22 protein-coding genes and 2 pseudogenes are annotated in these 24320 nt (G+C 63.0%); 10 read left to right on the top strand and 14 right to left on the bottom strand.

The annotated features are described in order from the left end of the window. Positions 1 to 2: 2 nt before the first annotated feature. Positions 3 to 1398: pseudogene (locus ACFXS9_RS36625) on the bottom strand (OmpA family protein). A 168-nt stretch (positions 1399 to 1566) separates the two neighbouring features. On the opposite strand from ACFXS9_RS36625, the gene ACFXS9_RS36620 reads away from it, so the two are divergent. The 3 genes from ACFXS9_RS36620 (at position 1567) to ACFXS9_RS36610 (ending at position 5013) form a co-directional block, all read left to right on the top strand. Continuing rightward, positions 1567 to 2625 carry a polysaccharide deacetylase family protein gene (locus ACFXS9_RS36620; RefSeq protein ID WP_392697935.1) on the top strand — a complete coding sequence of 353 codons (1059 nt, stop codon included), beginning with the start codon at positions 1567 to 1569 and terminating at the stop codon, positions 2623 to 2625. Between the two features lie 190 nt (positions 2626 to 2815). Then, positions 2816 to 3856, top strand: a complete 1041-nt coding sequence (locus ACFXS9_RS36615) for an IS110 family transposase (RefSeq protein ID WP_392690879.1) — start codon at positions 2816 to 2818, stop codon at positions 3854 to 3856. A 356-nt stretch (positions 3857 to 4212) separates the two neighbouring features. After that, on the top strand, positions 4213 to 5013 hold the full coding sequence (locus ACFXS9_RS36610) for an SDR family oxidoreductase (protein WP_392697932.1): 801 nt from the start codon (positions 4213 to 4215) through the stop codon (positions 5011 to 5013). Between the two features lie 171 nt (positions 5014 to 5184). On the opposite strand, the gene ACFXS9_RS36605 is transcribed toward ACFXS9_RS36610, so the two are convergent. The 6 genes from ACFXS9_RS36605 to ACFXS9_RS36580 form a co-directional block, all read right to left on the bottom strand. Then, entirely contained in the window at positions 5185 to 5469 is a 285-nt protein-coding gene (locus ACFXS9_RS36605; RefSeq protein ID WP_392697929.1) for a hypothetical protein, read from the bottom strand. A gap of 28 nt (positions 5470 to 5497) precedes the next feature. Next, on the bottom strand, positions 5498 to 6934 hold the full coding sequence (gene boxB / locus ACFXS9_RS36600) for a benzoyl-CoA 2,3-epoxidase subunit BoxB (protein ID WP_392700201.1): 1437 nt from the start codon (positions 6932 to 6934) through the stop codon (positions 5498 to 5500). Positions 6935 to 7093: 159 nt separating this feature from the next. Beyond that, positions 7094 to 8782, bottom strand: coding sequence for a 2,3-epoxybenzoyl-CoA dihydrolase (gene boxC, locus ACFXS9_RS36595; protein ID WP_392697926.1), 1689 nt, complete (start codon positions 8780 to 8782; stop codon positions 7094 to 7096). Between the two features lie 106 nt (positions 8783 to 8888). Continuing rightward, entirely contained in the window at positions 8889 to 9407 is a 519-nt protein-coding gene (locus ACFXS9_RS36590; RefSeq protein ID WP_392697923.1) for a DUF309 domain-containing protein, read from the bottom strand. A 36-nt stretch (positions 9408 to 9443) separates the two neighbouring features. Further along, a complete protein-coding gene (locus ACFXS9_RS36585) occupies positions 9444 to 10262 on the bottom strand; it encodes an alpha/beta fold hydrolase (protein WP_392697920.1) in 819 nt (272 codons plus the stop codon). A gap of 191 nt (positions 10263 to 10453) precedes the next feature. Beyond that, a complete protein-coding gene (locus tag ACFXS9_RS36580) occupies positions 10454 to 12001 on the bottom strand; it encodes a benzoate-CoA ligase family protein (RefSeq protein ID WP_392697918.1) in 1548 nt (515 codons plus the stop codon). A 127-nt stretch (positions 12002 to 12128) separates the two neighbouring features. Here ACFXS9_RS36580 and ACFXS9_RS36575 point away from each other — a divergent pair. From ACFXS9_RS36575 to ACFXS9_RS36560, 4 genes and pseudogenes are all read left to right on the top strand, one after another. Continuing rightward, positions 12129 to 13033, top strand: a pseudogene (locus ACFXS9_RS36575) (helix-turn-helix transcriptional regulator). Between the two features lie 179 nt (positions 13034 to 13212). Further along, positions 13213 to 13572, top strand: a complete 360-nt coding sequence (locus ACFXS9_RS36570) for a PilZ domain-containing protein (RefSeq protein WP_392697916.1) — start codon at positions 13213 to 13215, stop codon at positions 13570 to 13572. 5 nt (positions 13573 to 13577) lie between these two features. Then, the gene (locus ACFXS9_RS36565) at positions 13578 to 13802 is read left to right on the top strand and encodes a hypothetical protein (RefSeq protein WP_392697913.1); all 225 of its coding nucleotides are present in this window, start codon (positions 13578 to 13580) and stop codon (positions 13800 to 13802) included. Between the two features lie 25 nt (positions 13803 to 13827). Continuing rightward, positions 13828 to 14370 carry a hypothetical protein gene (locus tag ACFXS9_RS36560; protein ID WP_392697911.1) on the top strand — a complete coding sequence of 181 codons (543 nt, stop codon included), beginning with the start codon at positions 13828 to 13830 and terminating at the stop codon, positions 14368 to 14370. Here ACFXS9_RS36560 and ACFXS9_RS36555 read toward each other — a convergent pair. Together ACFXS9_RS36555 and ACFXS9_RS36550 are read right to left on the bottom strand one after the other, a co-directional pair. Continuing rightward, positions 14351 to 15136, bottom strand: coding sequence for an IclR family transcriptional regulator C-terminal domain-containing protein (locus ACFXS9_RS36555; protein ID WP_392697908.1), 786 nt, complete (start codon positions 15134 to 15136; stop codon positions 14351 to 14353). The genes ACFXS9_RS36560 and ACFXS9_RS36555 overlap by 20 nt on opposite strands. Then, positions 15124 to 15858 (bottom strand): hypothetical protein, encoded by a 735-nt coding sequence (locus ACFXS9_RS36550; protein WP_392697905.1) that lies wholly within the window; start codon positions 15856 to 15858, stop codon positions 15124 to 15126. Before ACFXS9_RS36550 ends, ACFXS9_RS36555 begins: the two co-directional genes overlap by 13 nt. A gap of 233 nt (positions 15859 to 16091) precedes the next feature. On the opposite strand from ACFXS9_RS36550, the gene ACFXS9_RS36545 reads away from it, so the two are divergent. Together ACFXS9_RS36545 and ACFXS9_RS36540 are read left to right on the top strand one after the other, a co-directional pair. After that, positions 16092 to 17450 carry a Rieske 2Fe-2S domain-containing protein gene (locus tag ACFXS9_RS36545; RefSeq protein ID WP_392697903.1) on the top strand — a complete coding sequence of 453 codons (1359 nt, stop codon included), beginning with the start codon at positions 16092 to 16094 and terminating at the stop codon, positions 17448 to 17450. A gap of 130 nt (positions 17451 to 17580) precedes the next feature. Further along, on the top strand, positions 17581 to 19017 hold the full coding sequence (locus tag ACFXS9_RS36540; protein ID WP_392697900.1) for a glutamine synthetase family protein: 1437 nt from the start codon (positions 17581 to 17583) through the stop codon (positions 19015 to 19017). 58 nt (positions 19018 to 19075) lie between these two features. Here the strand turns inward: ACFXS9_RS36540 and ACFXS9_RS36535 are convergent, their stop codons facing one another. Beyond that, the gene (locus ACFXS9_RS36535; RefSeq protein WP_392697897.1) at positions 19076 to 20173 is read right to left on the bottom strand and encodes an enolase C-terminal domain-like protein; all 1098 of its coding nucleotides are present in this window, start codon (positions 20171 to 20173) and stop codon (positions 19076 to 19078) included. A 149-nt stretch (positions 20174 to 20322) separates the two neighbouring features. On the opposite strand from ACFXS9_RS36535, the gene ACFXS9_RS36530 reads away from it, so the two are divergent. Further along, complete coding sequence (locus ACFXS9_RS36530) at positions 20323 to 20898, top strand: TetR/AcrR family transcriptional regulator (protein ID WP_392697894.1); 576 nt, start codon at positions 20323 to 20325, stop codon at positions 20896 to 20898. A 19-nt stretch (positions 20899 to 20917) separates the two neighbouring features. Here the strand turns inward: ACFXS9_RS36530 and ACFXS9_RS36525 are convergent, their stop codons facing one another. From ACFXS9_RS36525 to ACFXS9_RS36510, 4 genes are read right to left on the bottom strand one after another with little or no spacing between them, the layout of a single operon-like run. Continuing rightward, positions 20918 to 21646, bottom strand: coding sequence for an ABC transporter ATP-binding protein (locus ACFXS9_RS36525; RefSeq protein ID WP_392697891.1), 729 nt, complete (start codon positions 21644 to 21646; stop codon positions 20918 to 20920). Further along, the gene (locus ACFXS9_RS36520) at positions 21639 to 22406 is read right to left on the bottom strand and encodes an ABC transporter ATP-binding protein (RefSeq protein WP_392697888.1); all 768 of its coding nucleotides are present in this window, start codon (positions 22404 to 22406) and stop codon (positions 21639 to 21641) included. The genes ACFXS9_RS36525 and ACFXS9_RS36520 overlap by 8 nt, the downstream gene beginning before the upstream one ends. Continuing rightward, positions 22399 to 23346, bottom strand: a complete 948-nt coding sequence (locus tag ACFXS9_RS36515; RefSeq protein ID WP_334365384.1) for a branched-chain amino acid ABC transporter permease — start codon at positions 23344 to 23346, stop codon at positions 22399 to 22401. The genes ACFXS9_RS36520 and ACFXS9_RS36515 overlap by 8 nt, the downstream gene beginning before the upstream one ends. Continuing rightward, the gene (locus ACFXS9_RS36510; RefSeq protein WP_392697885.1) at positions 23343 to 24260 is read right to left on the bottom strand and encodes a branched-chain amino acid ABC transporter permease; all 918 of its coding nucleotides are present in this window, start codon (positions 24258 to 24260) and stop codon (positions 23343 to 23345) included. Before ACFXS9_RS36510 ends, ACFXS9_RS36515 begins: the two co-directional genes overlap by 4 nt. Between the last annotated feature and the right edge of the window lie 60 nt (positions 24261 to 24320).

Genomic DNA, 24320 nt, shown 5'->3' with positions numbered 1-24320 from the left:
GCTCATTTCACCACGAAATCGATGCGGCGGTTCTGCGCCTTGCCCTGGTCGGTCTCGTTACCCGCAATCGGCTGCGTCGAGCCATAGCCGACCGCGCTGAACCGGTTGGCAGGTAATCCCGCCTTGACCAGATAGTCGGCGACTGCCTGCGCACGCTTCTCGGACAGCGCCTGGTTGGCCGCCTCGTCGCCGTCGGTATCGGTATGTCCCGCGATCTCGATATTGGCGGCCGGACAGCGCAACGCGGTTTCGATCAGGCGATCGAGCAGACCGGCGGAATCGGCGACGATGTCGGCCTTGCCCGATTCGAAGCGGATCCGGGCCTTGCCGAGCAGCTCGGTAAATAATTGCTGGCAGACCGTCGCGTCCACCGGCGCCGCGGCCGGCTTGACCGAGATTTCCGGCTTGAACTGCCAGCCCTGCGGAAAGTCCTTGCCGAGGCCGGCGCGGATCTGACTGGCGGCGGCTTCATAGAGCGCATCGCCCGACAGCTTCACCTCGCGGTCGGAGACGACTAGCGTACCGGTCGACAGCCGCGACAGCGCGCCGAGCGCTGGTACCACCGCGTTGGCGAAGCCTGCGGGCGCGCCGATGCTCGTCTTGAGATTGTCGACGACTTTTTCGCTGAAGAACTTGCGCCCCGCCGCCGCCACCAGCGCGGCGTGGACGTTGTTGTCGGGCACGTTGCCGGTCAGCGTCAGCGTTACCGCGACGGGATCCTTGTAGGCCTGGAAAATGTAGGGCGGTGCCTTGACTTCGTTGGCTGCGACCGAAAAACCCTCGGGCAAGTTCTTCAGCGCGGTGGCGATGGCTTCGCGGCCGCCGAGTTCGCGTGCCATGCCGGACAGGCTGACCGTGGTGTCGGACAGCGTGATCTTGCCGTCCTTCAGCTTGCCGATCTGGTCGATCAGCAACAGCGCGGCATTGTCGAAACGCGGCGGCGCCCCGCGCGCAAGATTCTGTCCGGTCGACCACTTCGACGCCGCCGAGGCTGGCGCGAGCCGCCTCCATCAGCCGGCCCTTGCTCGCCGGCAGGGGCGAACTACCCGATAGCGTTACCCGGACGACGTCGCGTTCGGCCGACCAGACGAACGGCTTGGCTTCGGGAACGAGCCGGGTCTGGTCGTTAACCAAACGCACGCCTGGCACCACTTCCACCGAAGCCACCGCACTCTGCCGGCCGTCTTCCGAGAATGCGTCTGCGGCCAGGGTCACGTCACGGCCTTCGACCGATATCCGCCGTTTATCGAGGATGGTGCCCTTGAGTGCTGCGGCCGAACGCTGCGCCAGGTCGATTTCCAGCGGTTCGGTGCTCGTCCAGGCCGCGATAGCCCAGCAGATGACCAGCGGAATCACACCCGGCCACCATTTGCTACTCCACTTGAAAAGTCCGCGCATTCGAGTTCCCGCCGGGTCTGGAACGGAGAGAAAACAAACCCTTGCGGGGCTGTCAAACCCGAAATGTCGCAGGCGCGAAAGGAGACGGAAATCGGTCCGGCTAACAGTTTCTTCAGCCGTCTGTCGCTAGTTTCGTCCCCGTAATTAACCGGGCAACCCCGCATCTCGATGAAACTGCTTCGCAACACCGTCATTCGCGCCGGGCTGGAAGCGCTGTACTTCTCCGGAGCGCACCACCTGCTGCGACCAATCTTCGCAGGCGTCGGCGTCATTTTCATGCTGCACCACGTCCGTCCGCGCCGTGACGGCGAGTTTCAACCCAATCATCACCTCGAAGTCGAGGCGGAGTTCTTGCGCGCGATGCTCGCGCATCTCCGCGCGCTCGACATCGACATCGTCACCATGGACGAGGTGCATCAGCGACTCCAAAAGCGGGATTTCGCGCGGCGCTTTGCCTGCTTTACCCTCGACGACGGCTATCGCGACAATTGCGATTACGCTTTGCCGGTGATGCGTGAGTTTGACGCGCCCCTCACCGTTTACGTCACGAGCGATTTCGCCGAAGGCACTGGTAGGGTGTGGTGGGTCGCGCTCGAAAAAGCGATCGCCAAGGCTGCCTCGATCGAAGTCCCGATCGGCGGCACAACAATCCGCTTCGATACCTCGACGCCGGCGGCCAAGCAGGCCGCCTTCGACCGCGTGCACGACTGGCTGCGCCGACTTCCGGCCGAACACGACCTGCAGCGCGAAATCTCCGCGCTATGCACGCGCCATGACGTCGACGCGTCTCTCATCGCCCGCGATCTCTGCATGTCCTGGGAGGAACTGAAGGGGTTCGCGGACGATCCGCTGGTGACGATCGGCGCGCATACGATCACGCATTGCAATCTGGCGCGGCAGAGCGAAGAGACCGTTTGGCTCGAACTGACCGGAAGCCGCACACGGATCGAAGCTAAGTTGCAGCGGCCGGTGCTTCATCTCGCCTATCCCTATGGCGACCGGATCGCCGCGGGCCAGCGCGAATTCGCCCTGGCGAAGGCGGCGGGATTCAAGACGGCAGTCACGACGCGGCCGGGCATGATCTTCGCCGAAAGCGCCGGCCATATGACCGCGCTGCAGCGGGTCTCGCTGAACGGCAACTACCAGGACGAACGGATCATCCCCGTCCTGACCTCCGGCGCCGCCACCGCGATGTGGAACGGCTTTCGTCGCATCGACGCGGCGTAGGTACTTCCACCGCGGTGTAACTGTCGTCCCTGCGTTCGCAGGGACCCATACGCCGCGGCCTATCAATTCGGGCGATGTAGTAGTTATCTCCTAACACAACAAAAGCCCGTGGTTGATGGTGTGGACGGCCCCCTACGGCATCAGTGTGCCAGAATGAGGTTGTTGCAAATCTCAGACAAGGGAGCCGTCCGTGAAGCAGATTAGCCGCATTGGAATGGATACGTCGAAGTATATTTTTGTGCTGCATGGAGTTGATGCGGCGGAGCAGGTGGTGTTGCGCAAGAAACTTTCGCGCAAGCAGGTGCTGGAGTTCTTTGCCAAATTGCCGCCGACCGTGATCGGGATGGAGGCCTGCGGGGCTTCGCAATATTGGGCGCGGGAGCTTCGCAAGCTTGGCCATGAGGTGAAGCTGATGGCTCCGCAATTGGTGAAGCCCTATGTGACGCGGAACAAGAATGACTGGCGGGATGCGGAAGGCCTGTGTGAGGCGATGAGCCGGCCGAGCATGCGGTTTGTGCCGGTAAAGAGCGCCGAGCAGCAGGCTGCATTGATGCTGACAGGAATCCGCGATGGATTGATCGCCCGGCGCACCCAGTTGACCAACACGATCCGCGGCCATGCGGCGGAGTATGGCCTGATTGCGCCCAAGGGGTTGGACAAGATCGAGCCGTTGTTGGCGCAGATTGCCCAGGACGAGACGCTTCCCGCGATGGCGCGCGAGCTGTTTACGGTGCTGGGCCGCGAATGCACCAGGCTCGAGGGCGAGCTGGAGGCGATCGAGGCCAAGCTGATGGCCTGGCACCGTGGCGATGCCATGGGCCGCCGGCTGGCAAAGATCCCTTCGGTCGGCCCGATCGTGGCGACGGCGCTGGTGATGAAGACACCAGATCCGCGCGCGTTCCGCTCCGGTCGTCACTTTGCGGCCTGGCTCGGCCTCACGCCCAAGGACCATTCCACCGCCGGCAAGACCAGGCTCGGCAAGATCACCCGGGCCGGCGATGAGGACCTTCGTCGCCTGCTGGTGATCGGGGCGACCGCGGTGATCCAGCAGGCCAGGCGTGGCCGCGGCCATCACTCGCGCTGGCTGCTGGCATTGATCCAGCGCAAGCCGCCGAAGCTTGCGGCCGTAGCGCTCGCCAACAAGGTGGCCCGCATCGCCTGGAAGCTGATGGTCACGGGGGAGGCGTACGACGCGACGCGGATCAATGCCACGGCGGCAGTTGCCGCTTAAACAGGTCAAACAGGTTGGCCGACCGGCGGCTCGTCCGCCGACCGACCCGGAAGCTGCAAGAGCAGATGGAGCGATCGAGCAACGATGCGAGACAATCCGTGGGACCCATTGGCCGCCAACAGGCCGCTAGGTTGTTTGGAACTCGCATCGCGCAACCCATCTTGGCCAGCGGTCAACACACCGCATTCACAGGCCGGACATATGGATGCAAGCGATCCGATCTCACTCAAAAAGCTCTTGTGCCACGGGGGCCGTCCACATATGGGTCCCTGCGTTCGCAGGACGACCAAGTTGGGCTCCTTGACTCGCCCTGCTGCCACGCCCAAAACCTCCGGCAAAGCAAATGGAGGAACGCAATGTTCAAGGATCTGTTCTCGCTCAACGGCCGCATCGCGCTGGTGACAGGTGGCTCGCGCGGCATCGGCAAGATGATCGCGGCCGGCTTCCTCGCGCAGGGCGCGGCGAAGGTTTACATCACCGCGCGCAAGGCAGGTCCCTGCGAGGCGACCGCCAAAGAGCTCTCCGCCGCCTATGATGGTGAATGCATCGCACTGCCGATCGACATCTCGACGGTCGCGGGCTGCGACAAGCTTGCCGCTGAGATCATCAAGCTGGAGCCGAAGCTCGACATCCTCGTCAACAATGCAGGTGCGGCATGGGGCGCAGAATTCGACGAATTCCCGGAAAGCGGCTGGGACAAGGTCATGGACCTCAACGTCAAGTCGCTGTTCTTCCTGACCAAGGCGCTGGCGAAACCGCTGCGCGCGGCGGCCTCGCCTGAACGGCCGGCCAAGGTCATCAACATCGCATCCGTCGACGGCATCTTCGTCAACCCCAGCGAGACCTATTCCTACGCCGCGAGCAAGGCCGCCGTGATCCATCTGACGCGGCGCATGGCGACGAAGCTGATCAAGGACAATATCAATGTCACCGCGATCGCGCCGGGCGCGTTCAAGTCGGACATGAACCGGGCCGCCCGCGACCATTCGGATGAAGTCGCAAAGCGCATTCCGGCAAAGCGGATCGGCACCGACGAGGATATGGCGGGGGTGGCGATCTATCTCGCCTCGCGCGCGGGTGATTATGTGATCGGCAACACCATCGCGGTCGATGGCGGCGTGGTCTACGCAAATGCGGGACTTGAGATCGCGGGGTAGAGTATTGCAGGCCGCACCATCGGCCGTCATCCCCGCGGACGCGGGGTATCCAGTACGCCGCGGCTTCAGTTGATTAACCGCGGCGTTTCGGCCATTGACGCCGGCGCTTACTGGATCACCCGCTTTCGCGGGTGATGACGGCTTGAGCTGAAGGTGCGGATCGCGCTTCTCTCACGGCTCGTCCTTATCATATTCAAAATCAGCCCGCGGCGCGCTGGGCAATTCGCGTTCCAGCGCTTCCCTGTACCGCAGGCAGCCGCGCAAAAATTTCGGCCACGGCGGGACGGCCACTTCGGGGGTGACCCGCTCGGGCAGCAGCCCCCAGAGATCGGGATGGTGCCAGCACAGGTCGTGACCGGTGCTGTCGCGGTGCGCGCGGATGCCGGCCCTTAGACGCTTCACCTCCGCGACCAGTTGGTCGCGGTTCAGTGCTTCGAGGTCGCGATCGGGGTCCATGTTACTGCTCCCCGATTTAAGGGGCGGTTCAGGTTTCGATCTTCACGTACTCGAAATCGCCGGGCTTGTTGTCGATGCCGACCTTCGGCGGCGAGATCCAGGAGGCGTACTGGCCTGTTTCGGTGACCGGCTTCATCAGCGAGGCGATGAAGTCGCCGTCCTGCGACGAAGGCAACCATTCGCCCTTGCGTTGGTTCCAGGTGGCGTCGTCGATCAGGACGCCGTCGGGCGTGGCATGGACGTCCTTGAACTCGCCGATCTGTCGGTGGAACGCGACGTTCGGCAGGGTCAGCTTGTACTGATAGCCCGCGGTCGAGATAACCTTGTTCCAGCGCAGCATGCCCTTGACGCAATCCTGCGTGTAGTCGTCGCGCAGCCGCATGTTGAGCGCGGTCAGCGCCGGCTCGTCGACCCGCTTGATCACGCCGTCGACCAGCTTGAGCACCGGGTAGGTGGCGCTCTTGAGCTGGTGGTCGTCGTCGATCTGGGTTTCCTTGTAGCGGCCCTTGATGCCGGCGTTGAAGGCATTCGCCGCGTTGGTCGAGACTTCCGAACCAAAGAGATCGAGCGACAGCGAATAGTGCAGGTTCAGCTTCTTCTGGATGGTCGGCAGGTCGATCACGCCGAGCGCGCGGACCTTGGCGATATCGGTCGGATCGGTGATGCCGGCAGCCCTCATCGCCTCGCAGGTGCGCTGCACGACGCGGCTGATGCCGGTCTCGCCGACGAACATGTGATGCGCCTCTTCGGTCAGCATGAAGCGGCAGGTGCGCGACAGCGGATCGAAGCCGGACTGCGCCAGCGAGTGCAACTGCATCTTGCCGTCGCGGTCGGTGAAATAGGTGAACATGAAGAACGACAGCCAGTCCGGCGTCGCCTCGTTGAAGGCACCGAGCATGCGCGGGGAATCCGCATCGCCCGAGCGGCGGCGTAGCAAATCGTCGGCCTCCTCGCGGCCGTCGCGGCCGAAATATTTCTGCAGGAGATAGACCATCGCCCAGAGATGGCGGCCTTCCTCGACATTGACCTGGAACAGATTGCGCAGGTCGTAGAGCGAGGGCGCGGTCTTGCCGAGATGGCGCTGCTGCTCGACGGAGGCGGGCTCGGTGTCGCCCTGGATCACGATCAGGCGGCGCAGCGTGGCGCGATGTTCGCCAGGGACTTCCTGCCAGGCCGGCTTGCCGTAGTTTTCGCCAAAGGGAATGACGCGGTTCTCTTCCTGCGGCGCCAGCAAGATGCCCCAGCGATATTCCGGCATCTTGACGTAGTCGAACTTGGCCCAGCCGCGCGGATCGACCGAATAGGCGGTGCGCAAGTAAACCAGCGACTGCTGAAAACCTTCCGGCCCCATGTCACCCCACCAGTCCATGTAACCGGGATGCCAGCCCTCCAGCGCCTTCAGCACCTGGCGATCTTCGCTGAGATTGACGTTGTTGGGGATTTTGGTCGAGTAGTCGACGTTCATGTAATTCATTGGGGCCTCCCGTGGTTCGGTCTCGTGTCCCGGACGCGGTGCAGCGTTCTTCACGATGCACCCCAGAGCCGGGACCTGTTCAGTGACGGCCTAAATGGGTCCCGGTTCTGCACAGCGGCACTTCGCGCCGCAGCGCGCCCGGGACACGAATCAAACCCGCGTCATATCGAATTGCGCCTTCTGGCCGGTGCCGTAGCGGCGCAGCGCGCCTTCTTCGCCGACCGCGTTGGGGCGCTGGAAGATCCAGTTCTGCCACGCCGTGAGGCGCGAGAAGATTTTCGATTCCATGGTCTCGGGACCAACGAAGCGCAGATCTGCTTCCATGCCGGTGAGGCCGTCGGGCGAGAAGGAGGTGCGCTCTTCCAGGAACACCCGCACCTCGTCGTCCCAATCGATGTCGTCGAGCGCGAAGGTGACCAGGCCGAGCTCTTCGGCTTCCTCAGCGTCGAGCGTGGTGCCGATGGTGGCCTCCGCGCGTTCCAGATCGGACGGATCGGCCTGGAATCGCGATTGCAGGCGGGTCAGGCCGTGGCTCATCGGGTAGGGGCCGAAATTCAGCGCGGTGAGCTGGATCGCCGGCGGCGGGCGGTTGTCGCCCTGGCGTGAGCCGATCAGCATGTAGGAACGGTCTGCGGCGAACACGAGTTCGGCGAGCGTGCCGGCAAAGCAGGAGCCGGGCTCGACCAGCGTCACCAGCGTGCGCGAGGTGACGTCGATGCGCTTCAACACCCGTTTCCAATAATGCCTGATTTCGTTGACCAGCCAGTGCGCCTTGTTGGCTTCGAGGAAGGCGTCGCAAGCGACCACATTGGCGGGGTCACCGTGCGACTTGAACACCAGCATCGCGATTTCGAGTTCGTTGATGCGCAAGTGAAGGATCGCATCGTCGAGTTCGCGCGCCACCTGGAGCGGCCAGAACGACGCGCCCTGCCCGATCAGGCCGTCGATATCATCAGGCGGCGCCGCCTCCGGCGCCTTGATCGAAATGGTCGCGATGCGCGCCGCGCGGTCGATGTCGACGCTGACAAAGCCGTAGCGGATGCCGGCCTCGTCGATGGTGCGGTTGAGCGGCGCAAGCGTGATGCCCTTGCCACTGCCGTTGCGCTTCGAGCTGGCGGCGAATTCCTTGGCGCGCTCGGCGACCTTGGCCTCGAGCTTACTGTTCGGCGCGATTTCATCGACCAGCCGCCACGCGACGGCGCGTTTGCCTTTAATTCCTTCCTCGATGGTGCAGAAGAAGTCGGCATGGTCGCGGCGCACCTTGCGCTTGTCGACCACGCGCGTCAGCCCGCCAGTGCCCGGCAGCACCGCTAGCAGCGGCACTTCCGGCAGCGCCACGGCAGCGGCGCCGTCATCGGCCATGACGATGTGATCGGTCGCGAGCGCCAGCTCATAACCGCCGCCGGCCGCGGTGCCGTTGACGACGGTGATGAAGCGCTGCCCGGAGTTTTCCGAGGAATCTTCCAGGCCGTTGCGGGTCTCGTTGGTGAATTTGCAGAAATTGACTTTATGGGCGTGGGTCGCACCCGCCAGCATGCGGATGTTGGCGCCGGCGCAGAACACGCGGTTCTTGCCGGAACGCATCACCACCACTTTCACTTCAGGATGTTCGAAGCGCAGCCGTTGCACGGCGTCGGCCAGCTCGATGTCGACCCCAAGATCGTAGGAATTCAGCTTGAGCTGATAGCCCTCGAACAGGCCGGCATTCTCGTCGACGTCCATGGTCAGCGTTGCAACCTCGCCTTCCACCGCCAGCTTCCAGTGACGGTAGCGCGACGGATCGGTTTGAAAATCGATGTATTTCGCTCCCCCCGCAAGGACGCGATCTTCACCGGCCATGAGCCACCCTCTGTCGTTCTCTCAGGATTTGTTTGGTTCGTTGCATGCACAATAATGCATGTTTTTGATTGAGTCTAGCCTAAAACGCCGGAACATGCATTTTGTTTCATGTTCGGCCGGCGGCCGCGAAGGCCACGCAATCGGCCTTGGCGAGCTGCGGCTGCTCCAGTTTGGCCTTGATGAGGTCCGCCACGGCCGCAACCGGAAAGCTGTCGGCAAAGCCGTCGCCGCCGACATTGCGCATACCAAGCGCCTCGAGTTCGCCGAGCGCTTCACCGAACAGCCGGACCGCGACGTGCGGCTTTTGCATGCGCAGCCGCAGATTGGCGGTCGTGATCAGGATGCAGGCGCGCAGCAAAATCCGCTCACGGCCGCCCTGCGGCGCCGCCGCCCATACCGCTTCCAGGATCTCCTGCGATTCCCGGAAGTAGCCGTGGTCGTTGAGCGCCATGCCGTAGCGTAGCGCCGGGTGGCGCGCCGGCACGTAGCCCTGGAAGCGCGCCGGCACCAGCGCTGCGATCTGCGCCAGCGTTTCGTAATCGGCGGCGGCCTCCTTGGACTGGCCGGGCACATAAGCCCATCGCGGCAGCGGCAGATGACCGATACCTGAGGGCGGCGCGGTCATCCGAACAGCGCCTCGGCAAGCGCATGAGCAAATGCGTTACGCGGCCCGTCCTTGCGAGCCATTCTCGACGTGCAACACCGCCTTTGCGAAATCCGAAATCGCATCGAGCGTCGCCTCCGGCGCTTCACGATGCGGCTGATGTCCCGCGCCCGGAATCACAGTCACATCGACCGGACAATAGCACTCTTCCCGAGCGATCTCGACCTGCCGCATGGTCCCGTATTGGTCATCCACGCCTTGCACGATCGCCACGGGCACGCGGATATAGGCGAGGTATTCGGAAATATCCCAGTTGCGGAAATCAGGATCGAGCCATGCGCCGTTCCAGCCATAGAAGGCGTTGTCGACGTCCCTGTGCCAGCGCGAAAGCTTGCCCTTCAGGTTCGTGGTCTCGTAGGCGCTCCGGATATTGGCAATCGACGCCACCGAAATATCCTCGACGATGAAATGCGGGGCGATCAGCGCGAGGCCCTGCACGCGGTGATCCTGATGCGAGCCCGCATAGATCGCCGCGATCGAAGCGCCATCGGAATGGCCGAGCAGCAGGCCGCGGCGAAAGCCGATCTTGTCGAGCAGTTTTGGCAGCACGTCGAGCGCCTCGACATGCATGTAGTCGAGCGGGCGCGGCAGTTTTACCGGCGTCGATGCGCCATAGCCCGCGCGCGAATAGACGAATATGCCCGCACCGGTCGCGGCCTGCAACTTGTCCGGAAAGTCGCCCCACAGGCCGGTCGAGCCGAGCCCCTCATGCAGCATCACGATAACAGGCGCGTGCTCGGGAGACGGGCCGATCATGCGGTATTCGAGATGGGAGGCGCCGACCGTGAGGAAGCCTGATGGCGTAAGGGTTGTCATGTCGTAAGCTTTCGAAAGTGATCCAGACGTCGCATCCTTGCTCACGTCGTCCCTGCGAAAGCAGGGACCCATAACCACCGGGCTTCGTTGTGACCAAGGATCTCGCACATCGCGCGTTAACGGATAAGCCGCGGCGTATGGGTCCCTGCTCCCGTGCGCAATTGCACACTGGGCAGGGACGACGAGAGAGGTTACGATGCGCCATCCCGCAGCTTGAACCGCTGAATCTTCCCTGTGGCCGTCTTCGGCAGGCTGTCCACCACGTCGATCCAGCGCGGATATTTCCATGGGCCGATCTTCTGCTTGACGTGGTCCTTCAGCGCCTCATGCAGACCATCGGTGCTGACGCCGGCGCGCAGCACGACGAAGGCTTTCGGCTTCAACAACCCTTCCGGATCGGCTTCGGGCACGACGGCAGCTTCCAGCACGGCCGGATGGGTGATCAGCGCGCTCTCGACCTCGAACGGCGAGACCCAGATGCCGGAAACCTTGAACATGTCGTCGCTTCTGCCGCAGAACGTGTAACGGCCGTCGGCGTCGCGAGTGTATTTGTCGCCGGTGCGGGTCCAATGACCCTCGAAGGTCGAACGGCTCTTGGCGCGCTGATTCCAGTAGCCCTCGCCGGCCGATGGCGCATCGACCAGCAACTCGCCGACTTCGCCATCAGCCACCTCGGCGCCGGCCTCATTGACCAGCCGCACCTTATAGCCGGGCACCGGACGGCCGGAGGAGCCGTATTTGATGTCGCCGGGCGCATTGGAAAGGAAGATGTGCAGCAGTTCGGTCGAGCCGACGCCGTCGAGAATGTCGACGCCGAAGCGCGCCTTCCAGGCGTTGCCGACCGATTCCGGCAGCGCTTCGCCGGCGGAGGTGCAGATGCGCAAGCGATTGCCGGCGCGCGCGTCCTTCAGCGTCTCGTCGTTGAGCATCGCGGCGAACAGCGTCGGCACGCCGTAGAAGATGGTCGGGTTGTACTTGTTCATCAGCGCGAACATCGCAGCCGGCGTCGGCCGTTCCGTGTGCAACACCGTGGAAGCGCCGACCGACATCGGGAACGTCAGCGCATTGCCGAGGCCATAGGCAAAGAACAGTTTTGCCGCCGAGAGACAAACATCGTCCCCGCGAATGCCGAGCACCTGCTTGGCATAGGTTTCCGCGGTGGCGGCGAGGTTGGCATGCAGATGCCGCACGCCCTTGGGCATGCCGGTCGAGCCCGACGAATACAGCCAGAACGCCGGCTCGTCCGGATGCGTCGCCGCGGTCGCAAACGTATCGCTCTCGCGCGCGAGTTCATCGGAGAGTTTCTTGTGGCCGTGCGCGTCCTTGCCCGAAACGATGACGTCCTCGAGATCGGGCATCCGCGCGACGACATCCTTGATGACCGGCAGCAGCGCTTCGGAAACGAACAGCACGCGCGCGCGGCAATCTCCGAGAATGTAGGCGTACTGCTCCGACGTCAGCAGCGTATTGAGCGGCACCGGCACGACGCCGGTGCGGATCGCGCCGAGGAACACCGCGGGAAAGTCCACGGTGTCGAGCATGATCATTGCCACGCGCTCTTCGCGGCGGACGCCGAGCCGGCGCAGCATGTTGGCAACGCGGCGGGTCTGCCGCTGCAGCTCGCCATAGGTGAGTTCGGTGACGGTGTCGGTGAAGGCGAGCTTGGCGCCGCGCCCTTCCTCGACATTGCGGTCGAGCAGCCAGGTCACCGCATTGTACGAACCGGACGTGCCGCTCACGACGCTTCTCCCCAGAGCTTTTAAGAATTATAATTCATACAAAGACACCGGCTACGCTTGCTGTCAATCCTCATCGGCATTATGTTTCCGAAATCCGTTCACCCCGACGCAATGCCGAACGAGGGAAATGACCGAGGCCAGCGACCCCGAATCCGGCTTTCTCGAGCAGCTTGGCCAGCGTGTGCGCACCATGCGCGCCCTTCGCGGCATGTCGCGAAAAGTGCTCGCAAAAGTTTCTGGAATTTCGAGCGCTACATCGCGCAGCTCGAAAGCGGCAAGGGCAACGTCTCGATCGTGCTGCTGCGACGCGTGTCGAACGCGATGGGCGCGCATCTCGAAGATCTCATTCCCTCGGCCGACCCCGCGCCGGATTGGGCTGTGATCCGCGATCTCTTGCGCAAGGCAACGCCGGCGCAGATCGCGCAGGCCAAGGATGCACTGGCCGGAGGCGGCCTATCGGCGCAGCGGCGGATTTCGTTTGCCGGCATCGCCCTGATCGGCCTGCGCGGCGCCGGCAAATCCACCCTCGGCAGGATGCTGGCGAAGAAGATCGGCTGGAAATTCGTCGAGCTCAACAAGGAGGTCGAGGCGCAGAACGGCTTGTCCGTCGCCGAGATCATCGCGCTCTACGGCCAGGAAGGCTTTCGCCGCATGGAGCAGGCGGCGTTAACGCAATTGCTGGCGCGCAAGGAATTGATGGTGCTGGCGACCGGCGGCGGCATCGTCTCCGAGCCGCTGACCTTCGACCTGATCCTGTCGTCGTTCTATACCATCTGGCTCAAGGCCGAGCCGGAAGAGCACATGGCCCGCGTTCGCCGCCAGGGCGATTTGCGCCCGATGGCCGACGATCGTTCCGCGATGGCGGAATTGCGCAACATCCTGGTCAGCCGCGAACCGCTCTATGCGCGGGCGTCAGCCGTGGTCGATACCGCCGGGCTTTCCGTCGACGCGGCGGCGGCGCGGCTGAGCGATGCGGTCGCGCCGGTGCTGCATGACAAGCACGCGTTCGGCCTGCGCAGCGCGGCCTCCTGATCGCTTCGACGAAGGCGCCATTCGCAAACGGCTGTTTCGGCCAAACCGAAGGTACGTGCTCGACGGTTGCATCCGACGGCAAGCGCGACCGTTAACCACCGCACAAGCTTCATGCGAGCGACGGCTGTAATACACGCTGAAGGAGTGTTACTAAAGCGTTAATTGCATGGAGGACAGTCATGCTGGAGCGCCGTCAACACCAAAGAGCCCGCGTCTATTACGGCGGGATGGTCGCGTTCAACGCGCGCAATTCGACGCTTGCCTGTGTCGTGCGCAATTTCAGCAGGCGCGGGGCGAAGATCGAATTCGAGGAGTCGGCCATCATCCCCGACCGGATCGATTTCGAAATCGAGCGTCAGGGCCTCTCGTGCCTGGCCCGCCTCGTCTGGCGCGACCAAAACGCGGCCGGGCTGGCGTTTTCAGATGTAGAAGAGACGGGCGACGTCATTCCGCTGGAATGGGCACGCAAGCTCCGCGCGACCGAACGGGCCAACCGGCGGCTGCAGTCGCGTCTCGATCAGCTCCTGAACGAGTTCTAGATCGCATGAGTACGGTTGAAGGCGAGGACGCCCTTCTCGCTGCGGCCAAGCCGCCGAAAGTCCGACGGCGACGCCTGCGCGCAATATTGCTGGCGTTGATGACGCAGTACGCGATTGTCGCTGTTGTTGTCGGCCTGTCGCTCGCGGCGATGCTGCGCTATCTGGTGACGCCGCAGATCGTCGCCAAGTTCGAAGCGATCGAGGCCGCGCTCAAGCGGTTGCCTCCTTAGGACCCAATCGCGATACTGATGGCGCATGAAGCTGCTTTTCCTCCATGGCTCACCCGCGGTCGGCAAGCTGACGGTCGCCAACGCTCTGCTCCGGATGGTGCCGGGCCGGCTGATGGACAATCACGCGGCGATCGATCTTGCGCGTACGATCTTCGACTTCGACGCGCCCGGATTCTGGGAGCTTGTCCACGACGTCAGATCGTCGGCGCTCAATGCCGCAGCAGCGAACGGCGTACCGCTGCTGGTGATGACGTTCTGCTACGCCGAGCCGGACGATCGCGTCCGGTTCGCGAATTTCGAGGAGATCGTACAACGGTACGGCGGCGAGTTGCTGCCGGTCTTCCTGCATTGCTCGCGCGAAGAAGCGATGAAACGGGTCGGCAATCCCGACCGGGTCGCGCGGCGGAAGATGGCTTCAGAGGAAGCCCTCACCAGATTTCTCGACAGCCACGACTTCACGGCGGTGCCGCGGCCCGATTGCGTCCGGCTTGAGACCGAACTGAATTCGGCGGAGGCGACCGCGCAGAACATCGTCCGCCATTTCGGACTCACACCAGCATCGATTTGACCGATGCCGCCGCCTCGCGCAGGCGCGGCAGAAGTTTCTCGACCATCTCTTCCGCAGACACGCGGTCGACATGCGCGCCCATGTTGATGGCGGCGATGATCGCGCCGTCGTAGCGGCGGACCGGCACCGAGACCGAACGGAAACCCGGCTCGGCTTCGCGATCGACCAGCGAATAACCCTGCGCGCGATCGGCGACGATCGTCTTCAGGAGCTGCTTCTTGTCGGTGACGGTGAACGGTGTCAGCGGCGCAAGCTCCATCCGGTCGAGCGCGGCGGCCACTTCGTCATCAGCCAGCCGCGACAGCAGGACACGGCCGACCGAAGTACAAAACGCCGGCAGCCGGTAGCCGATATCGATGCCTGACGAGAAGATTCGCGTCGGGCTGGCGCGCGCGATGAAGACGACGTCATTGCCGTCGAGGATCGCCATCGACGAGATTTCCTGCGCTTCGCTCGACAGCCTGTCCAACGCCGGCTGCAGCACGGAGACGACATGGTTGGAGGCGAGATAGCTTGACGCCAGCAGCAGCACGCGCGGTGTCAGCCGGAACAGCTTGCCGTCGGTTGCGACAAAGCCGGCGCGTTCGAGCGTGAAGAGGATGCGCCGCGCGGTCGCGCGCGGCAGCTCAGCCGCCTTGGCGAGGTCGCTCAGCGTCATCGGCTGCGGCTCGGCGCCGAACGTCTGGAGCAGACGCAAGCCGCGGTCCAGGCTCTCGATGAAATCGGTCGCGCGCTCCTCGCGATCCTCGCGTTTCAGCTTTGGCATTGTTGAGTTTTCTCGATGCTGGCTTGCGCGATGACTTCGGTTCCCGCGCGCGAGAGAAACTTGTCCGTGCGCACGAGTTCGCAGGCATTGATCGCCATGGGGCCGAAACCATGCGCACGATATCGCGCGATCTCGGCGAGAAACGCGGGCGTGACGGGCCCTGAAAACCGGATGAGGTTCGCGAACGCCGCGTTCCGAAACAGGCGGTCGCGCAGCCTTTCGCTCGCTGCAGCAGAACTTCCGCAACGCCGGCTTTCCTCCTGCATCACCCCTGAAAGCCGATGCCGAAGCGTGGCGAGCGTTGGATCCTCGGGAAACAACTGCAGGAAAACCGAACCGGGTGAAATCCCAAGACCTCGCGCTCTCAAGACGAATGGTCCGCAGGACCCCACGATTTTGCGAATGCTGTCGACCAGGAATGACTGGTCGCGCATCCCTTGTGCGGCATCGTCAAGGTTCTTGATGGTGACGTGGACGGTATCGGGCGGATAATAATGGTGTGACGGATAACGGCTTTGAAGCTCGCTCATGATCCGCCCTATTCCGGTGCCCGCAGCGGCCGGGATGCGCGCAATCAGCGTAAGATGTTTCGCTGCTGCGTGTCCGCTTGGTGGCAGGACATGTACGTGGCCACGCCGGTCAGCAAGCCACAGCGAAGCCTTGCCGATGATCCACAGGCCCCGAAACCGCATTACGTCGAGCGAAGCGATGTTTTTGCTCAAGGTTCGCTCCTGTTGCCGCCGGGGTCAGTCATCCGCTTCGGCTCCGACATTTCGCGTGATGTCCGAAGGCCTCCGACGAGATCGGTGCCCTGTTCGCCGGCAGTGGCGCTGGTGCGCGCGTCAGCGAGGTTCAAAGATTGTGCTTGCCGGACGACCAACACATGTCATAATTCGCCCAAAAGTTCAATAGGCGAACAAATCTCGCCTTGAATTTTATCCTTGGAGGCCTCGCCATGATGAGCCAGGAGCAGAACGACCTGATCACCCGCACCGGGCGCAAGGACCCGTGCGGCAAGCTGATGCGGATGTACTGGCAGCCGGCGGCGCTGGTCGACGAGCTGCAGGGATCGCGGCCGGTTCGCCCGGTCAAACTGCTCGGCGAAAACCTCGTGCTGTTTCGCGACGAGCAAGGCCGCTACGGCCTGATCGACCGCCATTGCGCGCATCGCGGCGCCGACCTCGCGTTCGGGCGGCTGGAGAATGGCGGGTTGCGTTGCGCCTTCCATGGCTGGCTGTTCGACGTCTCCGGCCAATGCCTGGAGACGCCGGCCGAGCCGAAAGACTCAAAGCTGTGCCAGGGCATCAAGCAGCGCTCTTACCCCGTGGTCGAGAAGAGCGGCATCCTCTGGGCTTATCTCGGCGAAGGCGAACCGCCGGCGTTTCCGGAGATCGACTGCTTTGTGGCGCCCGACAGCCATACCTTTGCGTTCAAGGGGCATATCAACTGCAATTGGCTGCAGGCGCTGGAAGTCGGCATCGATCCGGCGCACGCCTCCTTCCTGCATCGCTTCTTCGAGGACGAGGACACCTCGACCGCCTACGGCAAGCAGTTCCGCGGCGCGTCCGCCGGCAGCGATATGCCGATGACGAAGATCTTGCGCGAATACGACAACCCGATCATCAACGTCGAACATACCGAGTATGGCCTGCGCCTGATCGCGCTGCGCGAGCTCGACGAAGAGCGCACGCATGTGCGCGTTACCAATCAGCTTTTTCCGCACGGCTTCGTCATCCCGATGAGCACGGAGATGACGATCACGCAGTGGCACGTGCCCATCGATGACGAGAACTGCTACTGGTACGCGATCTTCACCAGCTATACGGCGCCGGTCGACAAGAAGAAGATGCGCGACCAGCGCCTCGAGCTCTATGAGCTGCCGGATTACAAGTCGCGCAAGAACAAGAGCAACGATTACGGTTTCGATCCACACGAACAGGCGACCGCGACCTATACCGGCATGGGGACCGACATCAACGTCCACGACCAGTGGGCAGTGGAGTCGATGGGCTCGATCCAGGACCGCACCAACGAGCATTTGGGACAATCGGACAAGGCGATCGTGCAGTATCGCCGGCTGCTGCGGCAGGAGATCGAGAAGGTGGTCGGCGGCGAAAAGCCGATGCTGTTTCTCGACGCGGCGCATGCGCGCAGCATTCAGGGTCCTGCCACCATGGACGGTATCGGGCCCACGCAGGGCTGGGAAATCTACTGGATGGAAATCGACGTCAAGCGCCGCCGCGGCGCGCCTTGGGCGGCTCCGGTGCCGACCGAGACTGCGGCGAAGGTTCCCCACCTCACGGCGGCCGAATGATGACTCCCTCCCCGTCATTGCGAGCGAAGCGAAGCAATCCATCCCGCCACGCGCGGAGAGATGGATTGCTTCGTCGCTTCGCTCCTCGCAATGACGGCGGTGGGTTCAAGCGAGCTTTAGGGGATTGGCGTTGAGTTTCGTCAAACGTCACGGGCTGTGGTCTGGGGAGCAGCAGGAGGCAGCAAGCCGCCTGCGCAGGATCGTCGAAGAGCAGAACCTCGAAGTCATCAGGCTGTCGTTCCCCGACCAGCACGGCATCCTCCGCGGCAAGACGCTGATCGCGAGCGAGGCGATCGCCTCGCTGGAAAGCGGCTGTTCCATCACCACGACCATGCTCGCCAAGGACACCTCGCACAAGACGGTGTTCCCGGTGTTCACGGCCGGCGGCGGGTTCGGCATGAAGGAGATGGAAGGCGCCGCCGACGTCCTGATGGTCGCCGACCCCACCACGTTTCGGGTACTGCCGTGGGCGCCGACCACCGGCTGGCTGCTGTGCGATCTCTACTTCAACGATGGCCGTCCGGTGCCGTTCGCCACGCGGCATCTCTATCGCAAGGTAATCGATCAGCTCGGACAGCGCGGCTACGATTTCGTTGCTGGCCTCGAAGTCGAATTCCATCTCTTCAAGCTCGACGACGCGCATATGGCGCCGGAGGATGCCGGCCAGCCTGGACGCCCGCCATCGGTGAGCCTGCTGTCGCACGGCTACCAGTATCTCACCGAGCAGCGCTACGACCAGATGGAGCCTGCGCTGGAGATCATCCGCCGCGACGTGCTGGCGCTCGGCCTTCCCTTGCGATCGGTCGAGGTCGAGTTCGGGCCGAGCCAGTGCGAATTCACCTTCCAGCCGACCACGGGACTGATTCCCGCCGACAACATGGTGCTGTTCCGCTCGGCCGTAAAACAGATCGCGCGCCGCCACGGCTATCACGCCACCTTCATGTGCCGGCCTAAACTGCCGAACGTGTTCGCCTCGGGCTGGCACCTGCACCAATCGCTGGTGTCACGCGCGAGCAGCGAGAATGCGTTCATGGCCGGCGACAAGGGCGAGGTGCTGAGCCCGTTTGGACGCGCCTATCTCGCGGGGCTCCTGGAGCACGCCCGCGCGTCCACCGTATTCACGACGCCGACCATCAACGGCTACAAGCGCTACCGTTCCTATTCGCTGGCGCCGGATCGCGCGATCTGGGGGCGCGACAACCGCGGCGTCATGATCCGCGTGCTCGGCGGTCCGGGCGATGCGGCCACCCGGCTGGAAAACCGCATCGGCGAGCCCGCGGCGAACCCGTATCTCTACATGGCCTCGCAGATTCTCTCAGGCCTGGACGGCGTCGACCGCAAGCTCGATCCGGGGCCGTCAGCGGATGCACCGTACGAGACCAAGGCGGCGTTGTTGCCGAAGAGTTTGCGCGAGGCGGTGTTCGCGCTGCAGGACGATCCGTTTTTCCGGCAGGCGCTGGGGGCGGAGTTCGTGGACTATTACGTCCACATCAAGAACGCGGAGATCGAGCGGTTTCAGGCCGAAGTGTCGGACTGGGAGCATCGCGAATATTTCGAGATGTTTTGAGGGGACGCGCGTGGAGAGACGCCGGGAAACCTATCAATGGGGCTCAAGGACTTCGCGGCTAGAGACTGACAAGATTGGCCGCTACGGCTTTCTCGTTCCATTCCAGCCCGACGCCAGGCACATCGGGAATCCGCAACTGGCCGTCCTTTATTTCATATGGCCTCTCAAGGATCGGATCGGCCCAATCCTGCCACTCCAGCCAATGCGCCGTCTCCGTTGCGCGCATGACGTGGGCGGCGATTTCCGGATAAAGATGCGTGGATATCGGTATGCCTGCGGCGCCGGCAAGAGCTGCCGCGCGCATCCAACCGGTCACACCGCCTATCCGCATGAAGTCCGGCATCACCAGATCGCAAGCCTTTTTCTGAATCGCCTTGTGCATCTCCCTTGGCCCGTAGAAGTTCTCGCCAATCTGGATCGGTGTCTTGAGCTCTGCCGCCATTTGGGCGTGGCCGTCGAGATTGTCATAGACAACGGGCTCTTCGATCCACTCGAGGCCATGGTCATCGATCATGTGGCAGCGCTCGATCGCTTCGGCGAGATTTAGCCCCTGATTGAAGTCCACCATCAGCCGCATTTGGTCGCCAACCGATTTGCGGACAGCGTCCAGCGTCGCCAGATCGCTGCGCGGGTCGGTTCTGCCGAGTCGCAGTTTCAATGCGGAAAATCCTCCTTCATCCCGCAATTCCAAGGCTTCCGCCGCGACAGCGGACGGCTCTTTCAGCCACAGGCCATTGCTGTTGTACGACTTCACAATCCCCACCGTCCCACCCAACAGCACGCAAAGCGGTTTATTTGCAGCCTTCGCCAACGTATCCCAGGCGGCCATGTCCAGACCGGACGCGGCAATCATCGATAATCCCTCATAGCCCACGAAATGGAGAGACTTCCGCGCAGCCTCGAACAGCTCGACAGGCGCCACGTTCCGGCCCCTGAGCAGTTCGCCCAGATCGTGAAGCGCCGGAATTAGATACCGCATCGACTTCACAATGTAGGGCTCGAGATAGCTCCGTCCTACAATGCCCTCCTCCGTCACGAGATCGATGAGAATGAGCGGCCACTCCGATATCGTGGCGATCCGCGCGACCACGGGGCGCTTGAGTTTGAGTACGACAGGCCGGGCTTTGATTTCTCTGAGCGTCAGGGATCCGGACATGACCATAGCTTTCGAAGCTCGCCGAACTGACGACGAGATTGATCGATGGAAGCCTACGCGACTGGCTAAAGGAGCCCTCGAAGCCATTTCAATTGGTTTTGCTATCGATGTAAATTCACTAGGTAGTATACTCTTCGCGGAGTCACCGCATGGCGCGATCTGCAGAGCCGACGCGGCAGCGCATCCTTGCCGCCGCCTACGTGCTATTTCGCCAGCGCGGATACAGCCGCGTGAGCATGGACGAAATTGCATCAGCGACGAGGGTTACGAAGCGAACGCTGTACAATCATTTTCAAAGCAAGGATCAACTGCTCGCGGCGGTGCTCGAAGCCCAGAACGAATTGGCCTTGGCCGCGTTCAAGACATTTGGCGATCAGCTAACTGGATCGCCGGCCGCGATTATCGATGGCCTGTTTCGTGACCTCGCGGTATGGGCGGACAAGCCGCGATGGGCCGGGTCGGGATTTACCAGACTGGTCATCGAATTGGCCGACCTACCCGGCCATCCCGCACGCGCGATTGCACGTCGGCACAAGGCCCAGCTTGAAACCCATTTCGGTGACTTGCTGAAGCGAGCGGGTGTCCGGGACGCTCACCGCCGTGCGCGCGAGATTTGGCTGCTCTCCGAGGGCGCGATCTCCTTGATGCTGGTGCACGGTGATCGAGCCTATGCGGCCGCCGCGGCCGACGCGGCGAAACGACTGCTCCGCAGCTCTTCGCGGTGAGGCGCATTAGACACGCCGCTCAAATCCCCAGATACCGGTGCTGCAGGTCGGGCTCCGCAATCAACTGCTCGCTCGTCCCCGTCCACACCGTTCGCCCGCGCTCGATGATGTAGTGGCGGTCGGCGATGCGGGAGAGGTTGGCGACGTTCTTGTCGATGACGAGCACGGATTGGCCGCGGCCCTTCAGCATCGACAGGCAGTTCCAGATTTCCTCGCGGATCAGCGGCGCAAGGCCTTCGGTGGCTTCGTCGAGGATCAGAAGCTTCGGGTTGGTCATCAGCGCGCGGCCGATCGCCAGCATCTGCTGCTCGCCGCCCGACAAGGTCACGCCCATGTTGTTGCCGCGCTCGGCAAGCCGTGGAAACAGCGCGTGGATCATGTCGATGGTCCAGGGATCGGGATTGCCTGAGCGGTTGCCCGAAGCCGCCACCAGATTCTCGTAGACCGTCAGGTTCGGAAAGATCTGGCGGCCTTCCGGCACCAGGCCGATGCCGAGTTTTGCGATTCTGTAGGACGGCAGGCTGCGCACTTGCTCACCCGCGAAGCGGATCGTGCCCGCGCGAGCCGGCGTCATGCCCATGATGGAGCGGATCGTCGTGGTCTTGCCCATGCCGTTGCGGCCCATCAAGGCGACCATCTCGCCGGCACGCACTTTCAGCGACAGGCCGAACAGGACCTGGCTGAGGCCGTAGCAGGTTTCGATGCCTTCAACTTCGAGCAGGGTTTCAGCGGTTCTCGATTCAGCCATGGCTAACCACCACATGCTGGTCGCCGAGATAGGCGCGCTTGACTTCCTCATTGTTGCGGATGGCGTCTGGATCGCCCGAGGCGATCACGCGGCCATAGACCAGCACGGTGATGCGGTCGGCCAGCGCGAACACCGCTTCCATGTCGTGCTCGACCAGCACGATGGTGACTTCTTTCCGCAATTCCTTGAGCAGCGCCACCATGCGCGCGGATTCGGTGACGCCGAGGCCGGCCATCGGCTCGTCGAGCAGCAGCAATTGCGGCTTGGTGGCGAGCGCCACCGCAAGTTCGAGCTCGCGCTGTTCGCCGTGGCTCAATTCCGACACCAGCACGTCGGCGCGCCTGGCGAGCCCTACCCGCGCGAGCGCCGCCCGTGCCGCGTCGCGCAGATGCCTCTCCTTGCGCGCGGAGCCCCAGAAGCGGAACGAGTGGCCGTCATGCGCTTGCGCCGCCAGCGCGACATTGTCGGCTGCGGTAAAATCCGGCAGCAGGCAGGTGATCTGGAACGAGCGCGCAAGGCCAAGCCGGCTGCGCTGATAGGGCGGCAGCCGCGTGACCTCGCGGCCGGCGAAGTGAATGGTGCCGGAATTCGGCATCAACTGTCCAGTCAACTGGCTGATCAGCGTGGTCTTGCCGGCGCCGTTGGGACCGATGATGGCATGCAGTTCGCCCGGCACGACATCGAGCGACAGATTGTCGGTGGCTTTGATGCCACCAAAACTTCGGACCAGGTTTTCTACACGGAGCAGAGGATCAGCCACGGCTCAACCTCCCGAGCAGGCCCATGATGCCGCCGCGCGCGAACAGCACGATCAGCAGCAACAGCGGGCCCATGATCAGCGCCCAGTATTCGGTGAATTGCGACAGGACTTCTTCCAGCAGGAGGAACACGATGGTGCCCAGGACGGGACCGAACAGCGAGCCCATGCCGCCGAAGACCACCATCACCATGAGTTCGCCGGAGCGGGTCCAGTACATCCCGGCCGGGCTGATGAAATCGGTGTTGTTGGCGAGCAGCGCCCCGGCGAGGCCGCAGATCGTACCGGAGATGACGAAGCAGACGAGACGATATCGGTTGGCGTGAAAGCCGATCGCCTGCATGCGTTGCTCGTTGGAACGAACGCCCTGCACCACCATGCCGAAGCGAGAATTGACGATGCGCCAGATCAAATAGACGCCGCCGAACAGGCAGGCCAGGCAAAGGTAGTAGAACTGCACACGGTTCGACAGGTCGATCAGGCCGCCGAAAGTGCTGCGCTTGTAGATGGTGAGGCCGTCGTCGCCGCCATAGCGAGAGAGACCCGAGGCGATGTAGTAGGCCATCTGCGCGAAGGCGAGCGTGATCATGATGAAATAGACGCCGCGGGTGCGGAGGCTGAGCGCACCGATCACGAGCGCATAAAGCGCCGACAGCGCCAGCGCGACCGGCCACTGGATGAAGCCGGAGCCGATGCCTTCATGGGCGAGGATGCCCACCGCATAGCCGCCAATGCCGAGATAGGCGGCGTGGCCGAAGCTCATCATGCCGCCATAGCCCATGATGAGATTGAGGCTGGCGGCGGCGAGCGCGAAGATCACGATGCGGGTGAACAGCGTCAGGATGAAGATGTTGCCGGTCAGCGCTGAATAGGCCGGCAGCAAGGTGAGGCCAAGCGCGACAAGCGCCACGATGACGTTGCGGGCGTTGATGTGAGATTTCATCGCTTGGCAGCCGGAAACAGCCCCTCCGGCCGCACGACGAGGACGATGGCCATCAGAAGATAGATCAGCATCGACGACAATGCGGGTGCGGCGGTGGAAGCGGCGGCGGAACTCAGCACGGTGCGCAAGAGATCGGGCAGGAAGGCGCGGCCGAGCGTATCGATCATGCCGACGAAGATCGCGGCCATGAACGCGCCCCGTATCGAGCCGATGCCGCCGATCACGATGATGACGAAAGCGAGGATCAGGATGTTCTCGCCCATGCCGATCTGCACGGTCAGGATCGGCGCCTGCATCAGCCCGGCAAGGCCGGCGAGCGCCGCGCCAAGTCCGAACACCAGCGTGAACAACAGCTTGATGTTGATGCCCAGCGCGCCGATCATTTCACGGTTGGAGGCGCCGGCGCGGATCAGCATGCCGATCTTGGTCCGCATCACCACGATATAAAGCAATGCCGCGACCGCCAGCGCGACCACGATGATCGACAGCCGGTAGGCCGGATAGAATACGCCGGGGACGATCTGCACCGGGATGGTCAGCCAGGCCGGCAGCGGCAGCGACAGGCCGGCGGGGCCCCAGATCAGCCGCACCGCGTCGTTGAAGAACAGGATCAGCCCGAAGGTCGCCAGCACCTGATCGAGATGATCGCGGCCGTAGAGGTGCCTCAGTGCGATGAATTCGAGCGCGATGCCCAGTAGCAGCGTGGCGCCGAGCGCCAGCAATATCCCGAGCACAAAACTATTCGTCCAGGCGACAAAGGTCGCCGCGAAATAGGCGCCCATCATGTAGAGCGAGCCGTGCGCCAGGTTGACGAAGTCCATGATGCCGAACACCAGCGTCAAGCCGGCCGCCAGCAGGAACAGCAGCAGGCCGAACTGCAGGCCGTTCAGCGATTGTTCTACGAGGACGAGCATGAACCTTAAAACTCTGGGCCTAAAGCGTGATGACTCGTCATCCCGCTCTATCTTTATGAT

The organism is Bradyrhizobium sp. RDI18 (assembly GCF_043203335.1).
In the GTDB taxonomy this organism is placed as follows: Bacteria; Pseudomonadota; Alphaproteobacteria; order Rhizobiales; family Xanthobacteraceae; genus Bradyrhizobium; species Bradyrhizobium retamae.
Note: the sequence above shows the minus strand (reverse complement) of the source record. Positions and strands in the feature narration are given on the sequence as shown.